General features: G+C 45.2%; 9 protein-coding genes. 8 read left to right on the plus strand and 1 reads right to left on the minus strand.

Annotation, left to right across the window (positions count from 1 at the left end):
• Positions 1–226 precede the first annotated feature (226 nt).
• From RH949_RS08385 to RH949_RS08405, 5 genes are all read left to right on the plus strand, one after another.
• On the plus strand, positions 227–11,413 hold the full coding sequence (locus tag RH949_RS08385) for a DUF4114 domain-containing protein (protein ID WP_446352539.1): 11,187 nt from the start codon (positions 227–229) through the stop codon (positions 11,411–11,413).
• 26 nt (positions 11,414–11,439) lie between these two features.
• Complete coding sequence (locus RH949_RS08390; protein WP_446352540.1) at positions 11,440–11,601, plus strand: hypothetical protein; 162 nt, start codon at positions 11,440–11,442, stop codon at positions 11,599–11,601.
• Positions 11,602–11,892: 291 nt separating this feature from the next.
• A complete protein-coding gene (locus RH949_RS08395) occupies positions 11,893–12,117 on the plus strand; it encodes a DUF433 domain-containing protein (protein WP_446352541.1) in 225 nt (74 codons plus the stop codon).
• Positions 12,118–12,269: 152 nt separating this feature from the next.
• The gene (locus tag RH949_RS08400; RefSeq protein ID WP_446352542.1) at positions 12,270–12,713 is read left to right on the plus strand and encodes an aspartyl protease family protein; all 444 of its coding nucleotides are present in this window, start codon (positions 12,270–12,272) and stop codon (positions 12,711–12,713) included.
• Positions 12,714–12,814: 101 nt separating this feature from the next.
• Entirely contained in the window at positions 12,815–13,861 is a 1,047-nt protein-coding gene (locus RH949_RS08405) for an N-acetyltransferase family protein (RefSeq protein WP_446352543.1), read from the plus strand.
• A 204-nt stretch (positions 13,862–14,065) separates the two neighbouring features.
• Here RH949_RS08405 and RH949_RS08410 read toward each other — a convergent pair whose 3' ends face one another.
• Entirely contained in the window at positions 14,066–14,662 is a 597-nt protein-coding gene (locus tag RH949_RS08410; protein ID WP_446352544.1) for a Uma2 family endonuclease, read from the minus strand.
• Between the two features lie 347 nt (positions 14,663–15,009).
• Between RH949_RS08410 and RH949_RS08415 the strand changes: the two genes are divergently transcribed.
• From RH949_RS08415 to RH949_RS08425, 3 genes are all read left to right on the plus strand, one after another.
• On the plus strand, positions 15,010–16,890 hold the full coding sequence (locus RH949_RS08415; RefSeq protein WP_446352545.1) for a phosphodiester glycosidase family protein: 1,881 nt from the start codon (positions 15,010–15,012) through the stop codon (positions 16,888–16,890).
• Between the two features lie 932 nt (positions 16,891–17,822).
• The gene (locus RH949_RS08420; protein WP_446352569.1) at positions 17,823–18,662 is read left to right on the plus strand and encodes an SGNH/GDSL hydrolase family protein; all 840 of its coding nucleotides are present in this window, start codon (positions 17,823–17,825) and stop codon (positions 18,660–18,662) included.
• A gap of 109 nt (positions 18,663–18,771) precedes the next feature.
• On the plus strand, positions 18,772–19,980 hold the full coding sequence (locus RH949_RS08425; RefSeq protein ID WP_446352546.1) for a 4-hydroxy-3-methylbut-2-enyl diphosphate reductase: 1,209 nt from the start codon (positions 18,772–18,774) through the stop codon (positions 19,978–19,980).
• The last annotated feature ends 2 nt before the right edge of the window (positions 19,981–19,982 follow it).

Consider the following 19,982-nt stretch of genomic DNA (forward strand, 5'->3'; position numbering starts at 1 on the left):
TCTGATTTTACCTAGATGCTACTAAACCTGCCCCCTAATGTTGATGGATGTGTTTTATGTTTTGGTAATTGGCTTTTTTTAACGCAGAGGGCGCAGAGGTAAGCGCAGAGGTTCGCAGAGGGGGTTTGAGGTGGGAGGATTATTGTTTGTAAGTTCGACCAGATTTAACTAAAGTTGCCTCCGGAATGGTTTCGGATAATTAATAATTATTGGAAGGAGTTTTATTATGTCTCGGAAATTATCAAATAAAGAGTCTGAAAAAACGTTTATTTTAGAACCGATTTTGACCCGCAGTGGGTTGATGGATGGTACGGATGATTTTTTGGATACGGATGGGTTGGAGGATTTACCGATTGATTTGTTTGAGGGGGAATCTGGACAATTTGGGGCTGATTCTACGGCGCTAGAGTTTACGGATTTGCCTGAATCTGTCGTTGATCAGGAAGTTGGCGATCGCGAACCGGATTTTGATACGTTAGATGGTATGGCGGGAGGGGTTTCTCCTTTTGAATCGGGTGTGTTTACGGTGGGAGAAAGGGGGGAGGTTACAGTTGATTTCTTGTTTGATGGTGGCGGATATCAAGGGGATTTGGCTGTCTTTAGTCTGGAGGGAATGGAGGAGTTTGTACCGGGTTCAACGGCGTTTATTCGGGAAGCGGCGAGTCGGGCGTTGAGTGATTCGGAGTTGGGGTATGTTGTGATTCGTGATCCGGTGGAAGGGGCGGCGTTTTCTGGTGAGTTGGGGGAAGCGGATACTAATTTTGGGGAATATCTGGGGGCGAAGACATTTAAGATGCGCCCTGGAGATGAGTTTGGCTTGATGTTGGTTCCCAATGGTACGGTAGAACAGGTATGGGATAATCCGGATAGTGAGGGTGCTATTCGTCCTCTATTTTCTTTGGCGACGGCGAATCCAGAGGATGGGTTTCATGTCGGGCAAATTGCGGATGTGACGGGGGATGGACATACTTTTGTCATGGAGGATTTGCGGGTTGATGAATGGACGGATAAGGATTATAATGATTTAGTTTTTCAAGTTACTGGGGCGACGGGAAGGGCGGTTGATTTAGATACCGTTATTAATCCGGATTTGGATTGGCGCACAACAGAGTTAGGTCAGGCTATTTTAACTCAGGCTGAGTCTGACTATCAAGCTAGTTTACTCCCGGAAATTCCTGATCCGGGTACGATAGAACTTATTGATCAAATTGACGATATTACGTTAACACCAGAACAGCCTACCGCGACGATTGATTTGGCGACGGTGTTTGCCGATACTGGGGCGTCTGGCTTGCAGTTTGAGATTGTGGAGGGGAATGGTGAGGCACTCGCGATCGCACTCGATAATTCTACACTTTATCTTACCGCAGGACAAGAGAATTGGTCGGGTTCGCTGGCAATTCGGGCGCTGAATTCAGCGGGGGATTCTTTGACTCATCAGTTTACGGTAACTACAAGTCAGTTGACGCCGGAATCGACTCAGGTTTTGAATGATTCCCTGACGGAATTAAATGGAATTCTGGCGGCGCATTCGGGTGATTTAATCGCAGGGTTGGATAGTCTAGAGGATGATAGTGTCATTTTACAACTGGAAACCCTGGTTGAGGAAAATCCGAGTATTCTTAACTTAATTTTCCAACCGGAATCTTTAGCCAAAATTGGGATAACGGCGGATACGACTCACTTACGCCCGGTGTTAGAAAGTCCAGAGTTGGCGAGGGATATGGGATTACCTGTATCTCTGGGTGAGGCGTTGCGTCAACCGGATCAAGGGGCGATGGATTTGTTTCTGACAAATGCTCAGGATGCGATTGATTTGTTACCGGAAAATACGCCGCAACCGCCGGTGGGATTTATTGATTTTACTCAGGGACATCATATTAATCGGGTGATTGATACGTTTGCTACGGTTAACCCGGTGGCGGATTATCAAACCTTATCGGTTAGTAATGGAAACTGGCATAGTCAAGTGGTGCAATTTGTGGATCAAATTAAGGCTTCGGGGCGGAGTCAGGGGGTGTTAAATCTGAGTCTGGATTTATCTCAATTGGATGATATAGGTGAGACGACTCGGTATGAGTTGACGATACCTGAACAGGAGGCGATTCGCTATGCCCAGGATCATAATGTTTTATTGGTGGTGTCGGCGGGAAATACGGGGGGACAACTCTCTGCATTGGGGGCGGCGAGTGAGCAGTTTGATAATATTATTACTGTGGGGGCGGTGAATCAGTTTGAATCGAAAACGGATTACTCTGGCTATGGTGATGGGCTGAATTTAATGGCACCGGGGGGGCAATGGCAGGATGATCCGACTGCTTTTGTCGGTACGTCGAAATCGACGGCTTATGTTACGGCGGCGGCGTCTTTGGTTTGGGCGGCAAATCCAGGGTTAAATTATGCACAAGTAAAAGAGTTACTCTTGGAAACGGCGGTGGATTTGAATACGCCGGGATGGGATGAAAAAACTGGGTTTGGGGCGGTAGATGTTAAGGAGGCGATGAGTCGGGCGTTTTTAACCGAACCGGAGATGTATTTACCAAATTTATCTGATTTGCCCCTGACTTCTTTCTCTGGCAAGGGACGAGTTTTTACCCTGACTCGCCCCACTTCAGAAACAACTGAAACGGCGATTCAGTCTTTGGCTGATGTGCAGAAAACGCTGTTAAATCAGTGGCAGGTTTTGGCGGATTTAGGCAATCCGAGTTTGAGTTTAACTGAGTTAGAGGCTGAGGTTAAAGCGAAAATTCATACGGCGTTTGAGCAGTATCAGCAGGTGAATACCGCTGCTGAAATTAGCCGAAGTCAAGCCCAACAATGGGTAGAAGCGCTGACATTGGCGACGAGTCATTATCAAATTGAACAGTCTTGTCTCAATTCCCTGTTAACTCAACGGCAGGAATTGGAGACTCGGTTAACAGAATTGGGAACGCAAAAGGCGGCATTAGAGACAGATACTCAGGAACTATTGGCTTCTATTCGCCAGGAAATTGCTAAGGCTGAGGCGGATTTAGCTAAGGCAAAAACGAAATTGCTTAATCCCTTTGCCGATGTCGATGATCACCTAGAAACTAATCCTCAACCTTGGCAAGAGGCGGCAAACCAAGAAGCCCAAACCGCTCAAAGTTTCCAGGCGCAGGCGGCGATACAGGAGGCTGAAGCCCAGCGATATCAAGCAATTGCCGCTAGTATTAATCCCCGACGCTGGCAGGTAGTGAAGACAGAACGCGATCGCAGTGGGCGAACGAAGCAAGTCTGGGGCTGGGGAACTAATCAACAGTTACTTAAACAGCAGACTCAAGCCAAATGGCAAGGAGATGTGGCAGACAATAATTCCACTATTTTAATGCAGTTAAGTCAAGCCGCCCAGATCCAACAGGATAATTTAACTGACTATGGTGAGTTTTTAGCGGCGAGGAAAGATAGTCTCAGTTTTGATGGAGTAACCCTAGGTGATGTGACGACAATTATCCAATTTTTACAGCAACAAGCGGCTGAACAGGAGAAAGTTGTTCACCAGTATGCTCAACTGACTGCCATAGCTGAATCTCGGCGTCTGGAAAATCAACAGTTAGTCGATTGGCATAATTCTCAGATTAATCGCTGGGAGGTGATTGGTACAAAACGTAAGCGTTCGGGTAAAACGAAAAAGGTCTATGGTTGGGTTCATTATCCCGAACATATTCTCCCGCGTAAACAAGCCCAGCAATTAGCCAATCAAGCCGCCCAGGAAAAACAGGCATATCAACAGTTAACCGCCCAGGCACAACAGCAGTTAGATGGGTTGAATGAACAAATTCGTCAATTACAAGAACGGCGGCGGGATTGGGATGTTTTGAAACAGGGAATTGAGTATGAAATTGCCGCATCTGAATTACGACGGCAAGGGCAGACTGATTTACTGACACTCCATGAACCCGTACAGCAGCAGAAGTTGGATACCTTGCAGTTACAGATTCAGCAAACTGAAACAGAATTGAATCAGTTATTGCAGGAACAGTTACCGATTCAGCAAGAATTAACAGATAAAACTGAACAGCGGTTACAGGATACTCAGTCACAATGGCAAACCAGTCAGCAAGCCGCAGCTACGGCGCAAGATGAACGGCAAAATTTGTTGGAGTTATCGGGATTTTTGTTACCCTATCGTGAACGGTTAACGGCGATTCGTACTCAGAAGCAACGACTGGAGGATGAGAGAGTTGATGTACAGTTAATGATTCAGGAGTTAAGGAGTCAGTTGAGTCAAACGCCGAGTGAGAGTTTGAGTCAGCAGTTATCTGAGTGGCAGAATTATTTAGAGAGATTAAATCAGCGATTGGCTTGGGTAACTATACAGCAAGAACAGTTGGCATTGGCGGTGGCGGATTCGCCGGAACGGTTGGCGATTTCGGGGTTAATTCAGGAGTTAGCACCCTTGGCGATGGATGGGGTGTTTAATCCACAGACGATGGTGACGTTTCTGGAGTCTATTGAGGGGAGTGGGAGTCATTTCTTATCCGGGTTTGATCATTTAAGTCAGCGTCTAACGACGGCTAAGGCGGAAGCGGAGAAAACAGAAGAGTCGTTGTTAAGGCTTCAGGAAGCGTATCGAGAGTTGGGATTAACTCAGGCAGATTTGGTAGATAAACGGATTCCCGGAAAGGAAGAAGAGATTGGGGCAAACGAACAGGCAATTCTTTCTAGTAATAATCAGATTACTCAGACTCAAGCACAACTGACAATACTGGCAGATGAGTTATCCCAAATTCGTGCAACTCAAGCCCAGTTTGTAGTAGCCACTTCAGTGGCTGCCGATGAAATCGCCTCTACTCAATCTCGGTTAACTGATGTTAACACTAAGATTGAGGCGAAGGATAATCAAATCCAGGAACAACAGGCTATTTTACAAGGGTATCAGAATCAAATTAACCAAGCCAATGCGACGGTTACTCAGTTTGAACAACAACGAAAACGGCATCAGAATGCAGCAAATTATTGGCATAGTCAGATTCGCAGGAATAAGGATGGCAGGGTTATTAATCCCCAGGCAGTTATTAATCGAAATGCCGCACAAGCCGCCGCCAATAACGCTGCTAAACAACGAGATACTGCCCAAGTTAAAGCGCGACAACTCACCGCAACCCTCCAGCCGAAAATAGCTGCCACAACCCAAAGGATTGCTACCCTAAACCAAGCCAAACAACCTTTCCTTACCCAGAAACAGGCAATTGAAACCGAACTTGCCAGTCAAACCCAGAAATTAAACCAACTACAGCAACAATTCCAAGAGATTACGGCAACCGAAACGACTAAACAAGCCCAAATTCAACAACAACAGCAGCGCTTATCTGACTTAACTCGCCAACGTCAAACTCAACAGCAGCAACGGCAAACCTTACTCAATGAATTAGCCAATCTGAATCAACAGCAAGCTGATATCGAACGCCAACTCATCGATAAATACCGCCAGATTGAATTAACTGAGAACTACCTATCCCAAATTAACGCTGAAATCACCCGCCTGGAACATCGCTTCGACTTACTCAACCAGGCGGGTATCTTAGAACAAGAGTATCAGGATCATTGGGATGAATTCCAACAAGCGATTACTACCCAAACCACTGCCCAAACTGCCTTATCTGCTATTCGTGAAGCCGGAAAATCGGATCGGGAATTATTGGCTAATTTACAAACTCAACTCAGCCAGGTTAATACTACCCTGACAGAAGCCCAAACCTTACAGGAATCCATTGGCGACAGTCAAGCTAATGTAGAACTCATTAAGTTACAACTAGAAAACCAAAACCTCCTCCTCACCAGTTTAAGTGAACGAGATACTCCCCTAGCCACTCAACAGGCATACTATTTAAATCAAGCCCAAACCCATTTACAAAAAATGTGGTATTGGAATGGGAAAACATACACCTATAATGCGGGTGAAGCCGCCGCCTATCGTACCAATTTACAACAAGCTTCGTTTATTGCATATCAACGGAATAAAGCATGGCAACAGCGTCAAGATACACTGACGCGAATCAACGAACTCAAGGAACAAATTACGGCAGAAAATGCTCAAATTAGTCGCCAAATGTCTCAACTGGCGCAATTAGGAGAAATTCCTAAAATCGAGGCAGAGATTACCCGGTTACAAGACCAAATTAATACAGTATCCCAACGCTTGACTCCGTTACAGGTGCAGGAAACTGAACAGGTTGAATTATTGGAAAATGCGATAACTCAAGCCGAGACATTGAGAACGGAATTGGTGCATACCACGGAATTACAATCTGAGGCGTTAAAACAATTAATTGGGTTTGGTGTTTTGGCGTCAGAGTCAGATGTCGATTTCTTTGCTACACAAGTTGAACCACAAGTCAAGGATTATATTCAAAAATTACGGACAAGGATTGAGGAGTTAGATGCCCAGGTTTTAAGCGCTGAAGCGCTTACTACGAACGCTGATGAATTGGAAGAATTATTGAATCAGGCGATAACCAGCCTAACTCCCCTACGTCAACAACAGGAATTAGAGATTCGTCAGCAATTAGAGAGTCATCAAACTCGACTAGAGGCTTTAGCATCGCAACTTAATTCAGAACAAGCCGCCGCAGATGCGATCGCACAAGATACGGTTTTGGGGTATGCTCAACTCAATGACCAGGTTCGTCAGGATTTAACTCAAGGGGTATCTGATTGGACAACTGCCCTATTAGAGGGGCATCAACAAACCCAGGAATTAGGCAAACGTCAACAGCAGTTATCAGACTCTGTTGATACCTTAATTTCCCAGATAACCGAGAATTTAGCCGAACCCAATGGCAACTATAACCAAAGTGTCACCCAGTTACGGGATGGAATAACCACCCTAGGTATTATCAGCAATCGGGCAGATTCCCTGGAGTCTAGCGTCACCTCTGCCCAAGACGCGATCGCCCAACTCAAACTACAATTAGAACAAGATGCCCAACTCTGGCAAGATATCGCCCCCATTGCCACCCGCTATGGCGTTGAATCCAAAGAATTACAAGGGTATCAGGCACAATTAGCCGCCATTGAAGCTACCAAAACCCAAAAACTCATCCAAGTTCAATCCTTACGCCAACAAGTCACCAGTTTAAACCAACAAGCCCAAGCCGCTAATAACCGATATCAAGCGTTAAGTCAGCAAGCCAAAAATTTAGAGAAGCAAGCCCAGAATATTTCTGTATGGAAACGGCTATTTACCAAGTATCGAGAACAATATAATTCCTTAATCCAACGGGCAAATGGGTTAAAGCAGCAGGCAAATGTGGCACAAAACCAATATGAAACCTTAAGCCAACAAGCTGCTAATGTAAGCCAACAAGCCAATACCCTAGAAAAACAGATTCTAACGGAAGCGGAAAATGCGACTAAAGCCCTACCGAGTCAATTTATCCAAGCCCATCCTGATAATGGTACAGCAATTGACCTATTAAAAGTCGCCACATTGGCAGGAAGTCATCCCCATCAACAGATATCAACCCTAATTAATACCACCCAACCCGAAATACTTCTCAACGCCGACGCCATCGAAGGGCGCAACCCGAATCAAGCCCTGTTTAATCTTGCCCAAGCCAAACAAGCTGAATATGAAGCCCAAGGTTATGCGGCTTTATCCCAAGCCGATTGGTATGAACAACGGGCAGCTTATCATTGGGCAAAGAGTCGTAAAAATGGTCCCACTTGGACCGAACAACGTTGGGTGAAGGGGCGTTCAGGCAAAAAAGGACATTGGGAAACCATTACCCATGTTGACCAGGATTGGATTCTCTGGAATACTTATCATCATCAAACTGCACCCCAACTGCGTCAACAAGGCACATCCCATCTGACTGAAGCCGATAAATGGCGCAAGGAAAAGGAACGATTAGCACCCTTAGTCGCACAATGGATAGCAGCAAATGACGCCGCCAATTTAGCCGAACCTTCGATTAAAGCCGCCCGGAATTTTGAGGCAGAATTAGAGGCGGCGCGAGAATCGATTCCCCAAACAGCGGCACAACTTACCCATTTAGAGAACCTACTACCAACAATTCAACAGCAGTTAGAAGCGGCGCAAATAGAGGCGGATACTCAAAATGCTAAAGTTCGCGCCCAATGGGATAACTATGATACAGATTCCCAAGACTACCAAAACGCGATCGCAGATATCTTACAACGCCGTGGGGAACTGAATCAAAATTCCCTAGAACTCCAGCAGCAGATGGCGGAATCGGAGAAATGGGTAGAACGTCAGATGGTGGCGCTAGATGTAGAGACGCGCCATGGCGCGTCTCTACAACAGAACCTGCAACAGCAACGAGATGTCATCACCTCTCAAATCCGCGAATTAGCCCAACAAGGGGTAACCGTAGAAGGATTAGATGAACTCTACAGCAAAGATGCCCAACTGGAGAAATCCTTACAGTTACTCACCAATAAAGTTACCCTTCTCACCGCCCAACAAACCGCCCTGACTCAGAAACGCACCCTCTTAACCGCCCAAAATGAGGTAATTCTCGCCGAACAAAACCTTTTAGATGCCTACATCCAAGACCCGGATGCTGACTATAGTACCCTGCAACAGCAATTACAAGATAGCCGCGCTGCCCTCGCCGAAGCGCAACGGTTAGCCGAACAAGCCGAAGCCGCCAGTCAGGCACTTACTGCCCCCCTGCAACAGTTACAAACCGACTTACTCACCCAAAATGACGCCCATTTACAAGCAGCCCAGGCACATCAGCAACAGTTGAAGGAATTAGTCACCGCCACTCAACTCAATGCCAATTACACCGTACAAGCAGCACAAAAACAGCACGAAGTCAATACCCTAGAACTGCAAATTATCCAACGGTTACAGGAAGCCACCGCCGCTGGTTCCCAGGAAGCTAAACAGTTGTTAGAGGTTGCCCAATATAACGATATTGCCACCGCTGCCGAACTTTACTATCGAGATTATAACGACTTAGCCAGCGACAGAGGCGGTTGTGCGGGTGGTGCAGGGCGTGCCTCCGACAAGATTCTCGCCAATCAATACTATCAGGAAATGCTGGCAAATCGGGAATTACAACGTCGCGCCCAGGCACAAGCCAACGCCTTTAAACAGGCAAAAGAAACCGCCCAACATCAAATCAAGGTACTCCAAGGTGAACAAGAAACCGCCGCCCAGGTATTGCAGGAATTCAACGATAAAATTGCCCAAACTCAAGCAGAAAGGGAACAAAAGGAACAAGACGTAGCCATTGCCCAAGCCCGATTAGATGGCATCACCCGCATCCGTCTCCAAACTGAACAAACCTTTACCCAATTAGTCACGTTAGAACAACTGAATTTAGCCCAGGCACAGCTCGAACAACAACTCGCCACCACTCATCAAGCCGACATTGAAGCCGCCGTACAGCAACGGATGGAACGCGACGCTTTAGAGTTAGCCCGTCAGCGTTTAGAGACAACGGCTAAGATTGAGCAACTGCAACAATTACAAGCGGAAGATGACTTAAGACGTTCCCTGAATCAGGTACGGGGAGAGTTAGGATTAACCACCCTGGAACCAACAGAAAATCCGGCAGAAGTCGCGACGCAATTGGCGAGTTTACTAGCAAGTTTTCAGGAGTTAGAACGCCAAACTCCGGAGTTACCCGATGAGGTAAAAGCCCTTTTAGCGGAAGCCAAGGGAGATATTCATTTAGCATTGCAAGGGAAAGTTAAAGAAGTTAGCAAAGACAATCTCCTCTCGGCTGTCAGTGCCTTGATGCTACAAAGTAATCAGTACCAAGCCGAGATTAAGCGGATTGCCCAAGAGGAACAAGAAGACGCAGAACTATTACACAAAGCTGATCAAGATTTGCAACAAGCCAGCCAGGAGTTTTTAGCCAACGTTAATCAAGCCAAATTGCTCAAAGAAGAGCGAGAAATTATCACCCCTTTAGCCATAGAATCTCTAACCAAAGTTGCCTATGCCAAGCAAGCTTTCGAGATTTCTAAAGAGTTAGCCAAAGCCGCTAAAGACGTGTTAAAGCAAATCCTAGATTATCGCAAGAAGCAACGCGAAGCTCGCAAGAAAGCCTTTTGGGCTAAGATTATCAATATCGCCAAAACCGTCTTGAAGGTGATCAGTTGGATTGTGAAACCTTTTGCTCCCTTAGTCGCTCTTGCTCTCAATCTAGTCAATAGTATAGTTGGGGCAATTTGGTCGGCTATCAATGGAGATTGGTTAGGGGCTATTTACAATAGCGTCACAGCAGCAGCTAACTTTGTTAGTAGTTATTTAGGAGACATCATCCAAAAAGCTGGTAACTGTGTTTGTGTTTTGGGTACAGGGATTGCCAAGTCAACATTAGACAATATCAAAAAAGGCATTGATGCGTTAAGTAAATTAGCGAGTGGAGCCTATAACGGTGCCAAATCCATCATGTCTGGGGATGAAATTATGGGCATCTTACAGATTCTCGGTGGGCTAGCTGGCGCAGCGACTAAGGGTTTAGGGACTACGGGTTTAAGTAATAGTCTAAAAAATCTACCCGGTGGCGATCTCATCTTCAAAGTTGTTAAAAGCCTAGAGTCTACTCCTACTGCCATCCTCAACGCTATCAGAAAAATTAAGAATGGAGATACTTTCAAAGGAATCAATGACATTATTGGAGAAATTTTTAAACTGGGTCATAGTTTAACTACAACTGACTGTAACTGTGATGATAAAGAAGAGGAAACATTTTTGTCGAAGATGTTTAGCTTGTTAGGTACACTCAACAACAATGCGAGTACCGTCTATAACCAATTCATCAAAGACGGTAGTTTAAAAGCTTGGCTTACAGGAATCGCTGAAATTGCTGTAACCTGGAAAAATTCTGAAGATAAGAATAAAAAATCTAACGATAAAAAATCGATTGTCTTAGATTTTATTGACCGCATTTTTTCTCCTCCTGAATGGGTAAATACATACCTGGATAAAACTTTAAAAGTTTTGTCATCCGCCCCGAATAAAATCAGTTCAGGTATCGCAGCGCTGAAAGAAAAGGATTGGGTTAAGGGATTTGGAGATATCTTAGAAGCCACCTTAGACTCTGCCAAAACCTTTGCCGAGGGAACCAAGGTTGAAAAGATTGCGAATGCCTTAGAAAATGCCGGCTATACAGGATTAGCGATCGCCCAAATCATTCAAGGTGCCACTGAGGGAATAAAAGGGTTAGAGGATGGATTAAAACAAGCAGGTCAAACCTTAGAACAAGGGTGGGATGATGATTGGGAAAATTTAGAGTTAAAGGGGCGTTTTGAGGAAATTTTCAAAAAACTGGATCTAGATTTTGAAGATATGTTCAGTCCAAAAGAAGCAATTGATAAGCTAAACAAATGGGCAAAAATAAACCTTGAACCAGAATTAGAAAATATCTTTTCTGAACTGGTTGCTACATTCAAACCTTTGTTTCAATAATCATTTCAATGAATAATGAAGATGTTATGACAACAAAAGAAGAAACAGGGCGCACTAATAGCGCCCCGACGAAAACCCAACAATTACCCGAAAATGTCACCCATTTACCTCACCGCCAATCCCCAAACAACAAGAGTTATCGCTATTTTTTTGAAGCCGTGCGATCGCATCAATTTAGTCGCCGCTAAGACACCAATCCAATTATTATCCGACATCAGGGATTATCTCCCTTCTGAAAAACACCCCGTAGGGGCGCACGGTGTGCGCCCAAAACCCATGCATCCTGACAGAAAACCAATAAAATACCCGAACAATGTCACGCATTTACCTCACCGCCAATCCCCAAACAACAAGGGTTATCGCCAATTTGTCGAAGCCGTGCGATCGCCTCCATTACTTTAAGTTAAACCAAAAATAAATTAACAAAAAAATATTCTGTTTTTGTTTTTGATATAATCAAATAAAAGATAAAAATCGCAATGAAACAACTAACTAGAATTACAATGAACTCCAACGTCATGGGAGGAAAACCTTGCATCCGGGGATTACGAGTTACCGTTGGCACTATTGTCGGATTAATGGCATCGGGTCACTCCCCAGCCACTATATTACAAGCCTATCCCTATCTAGAAGAAGCCGACATTTACGAAGCGCTAGCTTATGCGGCTTGGCGAGTTGAAGAAATAGAAATGCCTCTAATTTAGGCTTAGTAGTCATTAGTTTTTATTGAATTCTATCACTCCCTCTCATTGCTGTTGATATGTTGTTACATTGTCCTATAAAAATACACAAATCAACGAGAACATAAGTTATAATAATCAACAGAATAACTCCGAATTTAAAGGAGAAAGCAACTATGCCAATTAAAAGTAGCAACCCGATGGGAAAAGTTTTCACCACACTAACAATCATCAATCGAGCTGACCAAATTTTGGCAGAAGCTGGGGTGATACCAGAAGATAAAATTCGGTCAATCACACTCTCTAATGTACTGGTAGACACAGGAGCCACAACCTTGTGTTTGCCAGCAGACGCCATCGCCAAACTGGGACTGAAAATACTCAAAGAAGTAGATGTAGCCACAGCAATGGGTATTGGCAAAGCCCGAATTTTTCAAGATGCTAAACTATCGATGTTTGGGCGTGAAGGAACCTTCGAGTGTTTGGAATTACCCGGCGGTGGCGATGCGCTTTTAGGAGTAATACCTTTAGAATCTTTGGGGTTAGAAATAGACATACAAAATCAAACACTGAAGCCCTTGCCTATCAGTCCAACAGAAACCTATTTGACAATTTTGTAGACAACAAGAAAGGGCGCACGCCATGCGCCCCTACGAAAATTTCAGAAAATTCCCCCGTCTTTGACGAAGACTAAGCAAAAAAACATTGAGGAGCAAATACTATGATGACTAAAACCCAATCTTACTCTCATCGCCTAGCCACCCAAGAAGACGCCCCTGCAATTGCTAAACTCTGGGCAGCTTTTGTCCAAGAACGTGCAGCGGCTGACCCTTCAATGGTGATTAAACCCAACTTTAATTTTACCGAATACATTACCCATCAACTCAACCAATCCAACTCATTTTGCTGGGTAATTGAATATGCAGCCGAAACGGAATCCAGTCAACCCAGCGAAAATCAAAAATCCATTGTTGGCGTCTTATTCACCTACGTCTACGACGAATCCCCACCCCCTAATTTACCCCAAGATTTACACCAATCCCCAGACCAAGACAACCCTTTTATTCCCCGCCGCGTTGGTTCGGTTCTCGGATTCTATATTCAACCTGAACACCGACAGGCTGAGGCGATTAAACACTTGATTGAATCGGGTCTTCAGCAAGCTGAAACCTTCAAAATTAATGATATCGATTTACTCGTTTCTGCCGAACAAACAGGAATTCACGCCTTACTCCAACGCCTCGGTTTTACCAAAGCTGCAGTTCAATATACCAAGCATTATGATATTCCCGCCGATGCCGAATTACCCAGCCTGCATCCGCCACACCCGGAATTTTCAGACCTAGAATTACCCGAACCAAACGCCATTCCTCTACGTGATCCCAACACCAACGAACTCATCTACAATTCCCAAGGACAACCAGTTTTCTTATATCCCCTCAAGGATGAGCAAAACCAAATGCTGAGAACGGCGGAAGGAATGCCAATTTACCCAACACCCGTGCGTGATCCGCAGAAAAATGATTGGGTATTTGATGATAATGGGAAGTTAGTTATTTGTCCCGTATTGCGGGATGAAAATAGCTCTGTTGTTGAATATCAAGGCATTCCTCAGTTTCATCCGCCCGCTTATGACTATATTCAGGGTAGCGTTCGCCTTAAGCAAGATGCTTCAAACAACTATGTGTTCTGTGACGTAGAACGGGATAAAGCTGGGAAGATACTGTATGATCCGTCTGGAAAACCTATATTTAAGCAGATGAACTGATATAGCACTACCCATGGTCGGTCAGGACTTATGTAAAAGCACCAAAACCTGTTGTGTTTAACTGCTTCAGGGTCTCACGCGATCGCTAAAATCTTGCCCCACTTTTCTGTACCCGATGCGACTGATTCAACCTGTGCGATCGCGACTTCATTCTCGACCTACAGGCGCACACATTTTCCCATGGTAAAACTATACCATAAAATGTTAATTTTGCAACACCTTTTGAAAAGTTTTAATAGCATCCACATGATTCACCATAGTGATGCAACGTAATAACAAATCCAGATCAATCCCTTTAACTTCCTCGCTACTCGTAATCTGTTCATAACGAAGTTTCTTCCCCTCTCCTCGCAGGTGATAAAGCTCTAACACCCCATCTTCCCAAAACCAAACTTCCTTGATATTCAGCCGCTTATAGACCTCCAACTTGTTGATACCGCCACTGGTAAACACCACCTCAATCGCCAGATCGGGATAGGTTCGACCCGGCGCTAGTTTATAGGATTCATCAGCTTCTCGCTTGACGGCGACTCCTTCACTTTCCAAGGTCATCGAGCCAGTTGGAGTAAAGTCAAATCCTGCCATCAACAGATATAGCTCTAACAATGCACCAATTCTTTGTTTAACAGTTTTGTAGGGTTCTCCAGGCATTCGTCGTATCTCCAAAACTCCATCTAAAAAAGAAAGTCGATATCCTGGGCGGTCTAACAATTGCTCAACGGCTTTGAACTCTCTCCAGGTCATTCCCTTAAACAAAAAGGGGGATTCCTTTTTGGGTGTTGCGATCGTGGCTAAAGTCATTTAATTCTCCCGTTTTTTTATTATAAATTAACTCAAATCTGGACAGGTTTTTCACTTAAATTCAATAACTATTTTAACTTAACATCAAATTACTACTGGAACCTTTAAGTCTAGATCGCTGTCAACAGCAAGACAGTCTGTAAATTTTGCCCTACTATATAATATTTAGTTTATCTTTAATTTTGAAACTTAATTCATCTCACGCCAAAGCCAAGATTATGACAAAGGGGTTCTCACGGAATAAAGCCAAAATTGTGATCGGACTCTTAGCAATTTGCGCTTCATGTCTAGGTTTAGCCGCTCAACGTGTTAGTTTTGCAGAATCCCTAGTAATAGAGAGTCTAACCATGGGGGAAATTCTGCAACGTTTAGTGGTTCAGTCAACCCTTGAACTCGATCGCGAATGGGTAGAATCTGAAGCCGTTACCCCCTCAGCTTCTCCCTCACCTCAGACTCAAACTTTCGCTCAAACCCCCACTCAATTCGTTGGCGGGGGGACAAAACTCTCCTTAAATGGTCGTATCGTACCCCTTGCTTGGAAACAGTGGCAGGTTGGGGGAGTCATTCGCACAGGTATCAGTGATGTAGGAGTTCAACAACTCTTCGGACTAGAATTGTTGAGTACCCGCAATTGGACGCGACAACCGATACAGTGGTTTTCTAATCCCCTGAGTACGCCTCTAGTTCTCGTAGCTCACCATCGTGATGCTTATCGCTATTTAGATATTACAGAGTTTGCCCAACAGGTGGGATGGCAATTTCAAGCTCAAGGAGATACATTAGCGCTAACCTCTATACCTGCACGATTAGACAGTATCCGACAAGAGACGCAGCTATGGGGGTTTAGGATTGTCCTTGATTTAGATCGTCCCACACCTTGGCAAGTGAGCAGAAGTCCTGGTGAAGGGGCGATTATCTTAAACGCGATCGCGAATCCGACTCTAGTTGAACAGTTTACCCCGCCTCCGGTTGTAGAAGATGAGGAAGATGAGGAAGTTGAGGGAGATGAGGAAGTTGAGGGAGATGAGGAAGATAATCAAGTCTTAGACAATCAACCGACGATCCAAGTTGAAACCAATCAAACTCAAACCACTATTGGGATATCGATTCCAGAGGGTTTACAGTTGCACGTTTTCAGCTTACCGAATCCCAATCGCTTAGTGATCGAACTTCGTCCCAATGCCATGGTAGAAAAAGACATTTTGTGGGCGCCCGGTATCTGGTGGCGTCAGCGGACTGTGACTCTGGGTGATCATCAGTTCCCTTTGGTGTGGCTAGAGGTTGATCCAAAGAATCCCCAAGTTAAATTAAGCCCAATGTGGAGTCATCCCACAACTCAAGTGGGAACCGCCCCCCTGATTAAAACAGCACAGTTATGGAAAGCGGCTGCTGCAATTAATGGTGGCTTCTTTAACCGGAATAATCAATTACCATTAGGTGCGATCCGCCGGGATGGATATTGGTATTCTGGTCCCATTCTCAACCGAGGTGCGATCGCGTGGACAGATCAGCATCAATTTAAGTTTGGACGCTTTAGCCTCCAGGAAACCTTAATTACCGCGAATGGAGAACGGTTTCCCAGTCTCTTTCTGAATAGTGGTTATGTGCAAGCCGGGATATCTCGCTATACCCCAGCTTGGGGCGTAACCTATACCCCTTTAACCGATAATGAAGTGATTTGGGTGGTGCAGAATAACCAGATTACGGCTCAATTACCCGGAGGAGTCGCTGGAGAGGAATCCTTTGTTATTCCAGTTAATGGGTATCTGCTTACCCACCGAGGACATGATCCAAATGCGATCGCTAAGTCACTCACCCTTGGCACAACCGTTCAGATTGAACAGAAAACCTTGCCCGTTGAGTTTAATGATTATCCTCATATCCTGGGTGCAGGTCCCTTGTTACTGCAAAATCGCCAAATTGTGTTAGACGCCAAAGCCGAAAACTTTAGTAATGCCTTTGCCCAACAATCTGCCATTCGGAGTGCGATCGGAATCACAGCAAATGGCACACTAATTATTGCGGCTATGCACAATCGTGTCGGTGGCAGGGGACCCAACTTGACGGAAACGGCACAGTTGATGCAACAACTGGGAGCCGTTGATGCGCTCAATCTCGATGGTGGCAGTTCTACTGGACTCTATTTGGGGGGTCATCTTCTAGATCGTTCTCCTCATACAGCCGCCCGGGTTCACAATGGTTTAGGACTCTTCCGACCCTATAAGTAGGTGGACACAATAAAAGAAGAGTGGTGGAGGTCGTTATTTTTCATTTGTCCTTAGTCCTTTGTAAGGGTTTGAGGATACTTTACAAAACTTAATGAATTACCTTTTCTTTTGTCCGACTCTTTTCTTAAAGTTTTGATAAAGCTCAAGCCTCTAAATGTAAAGACTTCCTACAATTTTACGAATCCACTCCCTACTGTATTCAAAATCTTAACTGAATTTGCTAATGTTGATTGTGGTTAGGTTTTGCGTTGTTGAGAACCTGGCAATAGCTAAAAATTCAATAAAACGTTTTTACGTGCGATTAACGCAGGCGCGGAAGTCCTCACCCTCAACGATAGTGGGGTGAGGATGGACAGCGGAAAATTGAGGAACGAAATTTTCAAATTACAATTAACTTTTGGCGCTATAATAACAGTAACCCTCCTAGGTCTACATGGTAATGCATGGGCTAAAGATGGCATGGGCTAGGTGTGATAGAGATGTAGTCCTTGCGCGTTAATGAACTCGACCACCGTTCGCTTTATAGCGTCCAGAAAAGAATAGCGCAAGATGCCTAATGGCATTATTCGGTTAGTACAGACGCGCCATGGCGCGTCTGTACAACCGCAAACCGCTATCATCCAAGCGGACTAACAAAATATAACTGTCTGCGGAAGGCGGACAACTGCCTGTGGACGCTGAGTAAGACCAATAGAGGGCAACCTTTAGAGGCATCGGCGGATGAAGCGGGAAATCCTAAAGACGAATAAGACCGTCCTTGTTTAGCTAAGTTGGAAGCCCTAACTTCAGCGAGGCAAGTTAGGGTACTTCACTTCGCCAATAACATCCTGTAGGGGCAATTCATAAATTGCCCCTTTGTCATTGTTTTTATGATCGGCAACAGTGGAATAGAACTACAATCTGATGAGAGAGCCGATGCTGAATCTAGACAAGTGTCCATAACCTCGAAAAGCTTTCCAACTTGGGCGGTTTTCTCCCTCGCTGTCAATGGCTTACTGGTGCTAGCGATCGCGGGGGTGTTGCTGCGCCAATACCAAGGAGCTATCCCTTCTGCAGTGAGCCAGTCTCTAGCCACTGATGCGACTCCAGAAGCAGAAGCAACCCCTACCCTTGTCCCCGAACTCGGACCCCGCCACCAGTTCAATTACCAGCAGTGGGTGGCGCTGCTGGAACAAGAAGCTGAGGTGATGGTGGATCAGAAGCCAGAGGATTTAGCCATCCTCCTGGGAGATTCCATCAGTCTCTGGTTTCCCAATGAAATGCTACCGACGCAACGAACCTGGCTGAATCAGGGAATTTCTGGCGAAACGACAGCCGGATTGCTAAATCGCTTGGATGTGTTGGATCAAACCCAGCCGGATATCATCTTTTTGATGATTGGCATCAATGACGTCATTCGAGGGATCACCGATGAGACGATTTTAGCCAACCAACGGCTGATTATTCGCTACCTACGGCGCAATCATCCTGAAGCCAAAATTATCGTCCAATCGATTTTGCCCCATAGTGGGAAAAACGCCACCTGGGAAGGGCGCGATCGCCTCCTGGAAATCCCCAACCGTCGTATCTTAGAGATTAACCAGCAATTGAAAGCGATCGCGGAGTCGGAAGATGCCATTTACCTGGATCTCTATCCCCTATTCGCCGATACCGAAGGCAATCTGAAAATGGAATTGAGTACCGACGGCTTGCACCTAAATCCTCAAGGCTATTTAATTTGGCACTATGCTCTACAAGTCACGGATCAACTCGTTCTCGATGGCGGATTGTAACCTATTCCCTATTCCCTATTCCCTATTCCCTATTTCCCGACCCAACCGGATTCGTCTTAAGATCAAAAGGAATTAACAATTGTATACACTCATCTGCTAGACAAGTTTCATGGATACAAAAGCCTTCAAACGTTCACTCCATAGTTCAGAAAACTATCACCGTAAGGGATTTGGTCACGAAGCTGAGGTGGCGACTCAGCTTCAATCTGAATATCAAAGCAGCTTGATTCAAGAAATCCGCGATAATAACTATCGACTCAAACGGGGAAATGTGACCATTCACCTGGCAGAGGCATTTGGCTTTTGCTGGGGTGTGGAACGCGCTGTGGCGATGGCGTATGAAACTCGCCAACATTTTCCTACCGAGCGCATCTGGATGACGAATGAAATTATCCATAATCCTTCCGTTAACCAGCGCCTACAGAAGATGAACGTTAACTTTGTCCCCGTGGAGGATGGGACAAAAGACTTTACCGTCGTTGGTGCGGGTGATGTGGTGATTTTACCCGCCTTTGGTGCTAGCGTTCAGGAAATGCAACTGCTCAATGATAAAAAGTGTAAGATTGTCGATACCACCTGTCCTTGGGTATCCAAGGTGTGGCATACGGTGGAGAAGCATAAGAAGAAAGAATACACCTCGATCATTCACGGCAAGTATAAGCACGAAGAAACCATCGCTACCAGTTCCTTTGCTGGGAAATATTTGGTGGTGCTGAATCTACAAGAAGCCGAATATATCGCCAACTATATCCTCAACGGCGGAAATCGGGACGAATTTATGGCAAAATTCAGCCGCGCCACGTCCGAGGGATTTGACCCGGATCGGGATTTGGAGCATATTGGCATCGCTAACCAAACCACCATGCTCAAAAGCGAAACCGAGCAAATTGGTAAGCTGTTTGAGCGGACGATGATGAAAAAGTATGGTCCGGTTCAGTTAAATCAGCATTTCCAGAGTTTTAACACCATCTGCGATGCCACTCAAGAACGGCAGGATGCGATGTTGGAGTTGGTGGAAGAACGGTTAGATTTAATGGTTGTGATTGGTGGTTTTAATTCATCCAATACCACGCAACTGCAACAAATTGCCATTGAACGGAAAATTCCCTCTTATCACATCGATAGCGCTGAGCGAATTGGTCCGGGGAATCGGATTGATCACAAGGTACTGCATCAAGATATGACGGTGACGGAAAATTGGCTTCCAGAGGGTGAAATTGTTGTTGGTGTAACGTCTGGAGCATCTACACCCGATAAGGTGGTTGAAGATGCGATTGAGAAGATTTTTGAGTTGAAAGCCACTCCGGTAGCTGTTTGATT

Source organism: Coleofasciculus sp. A1-SPW-01, from assembly GCF_040217205.1.
Taxonomy (GTDB): Bacteria; Cyanobacteriota; Cyanobacteriia; order Cyanobacteriales; family Coleofasciculaceae; genus Coleofasciculus; species Coleofasciculus chthonoplastes_A.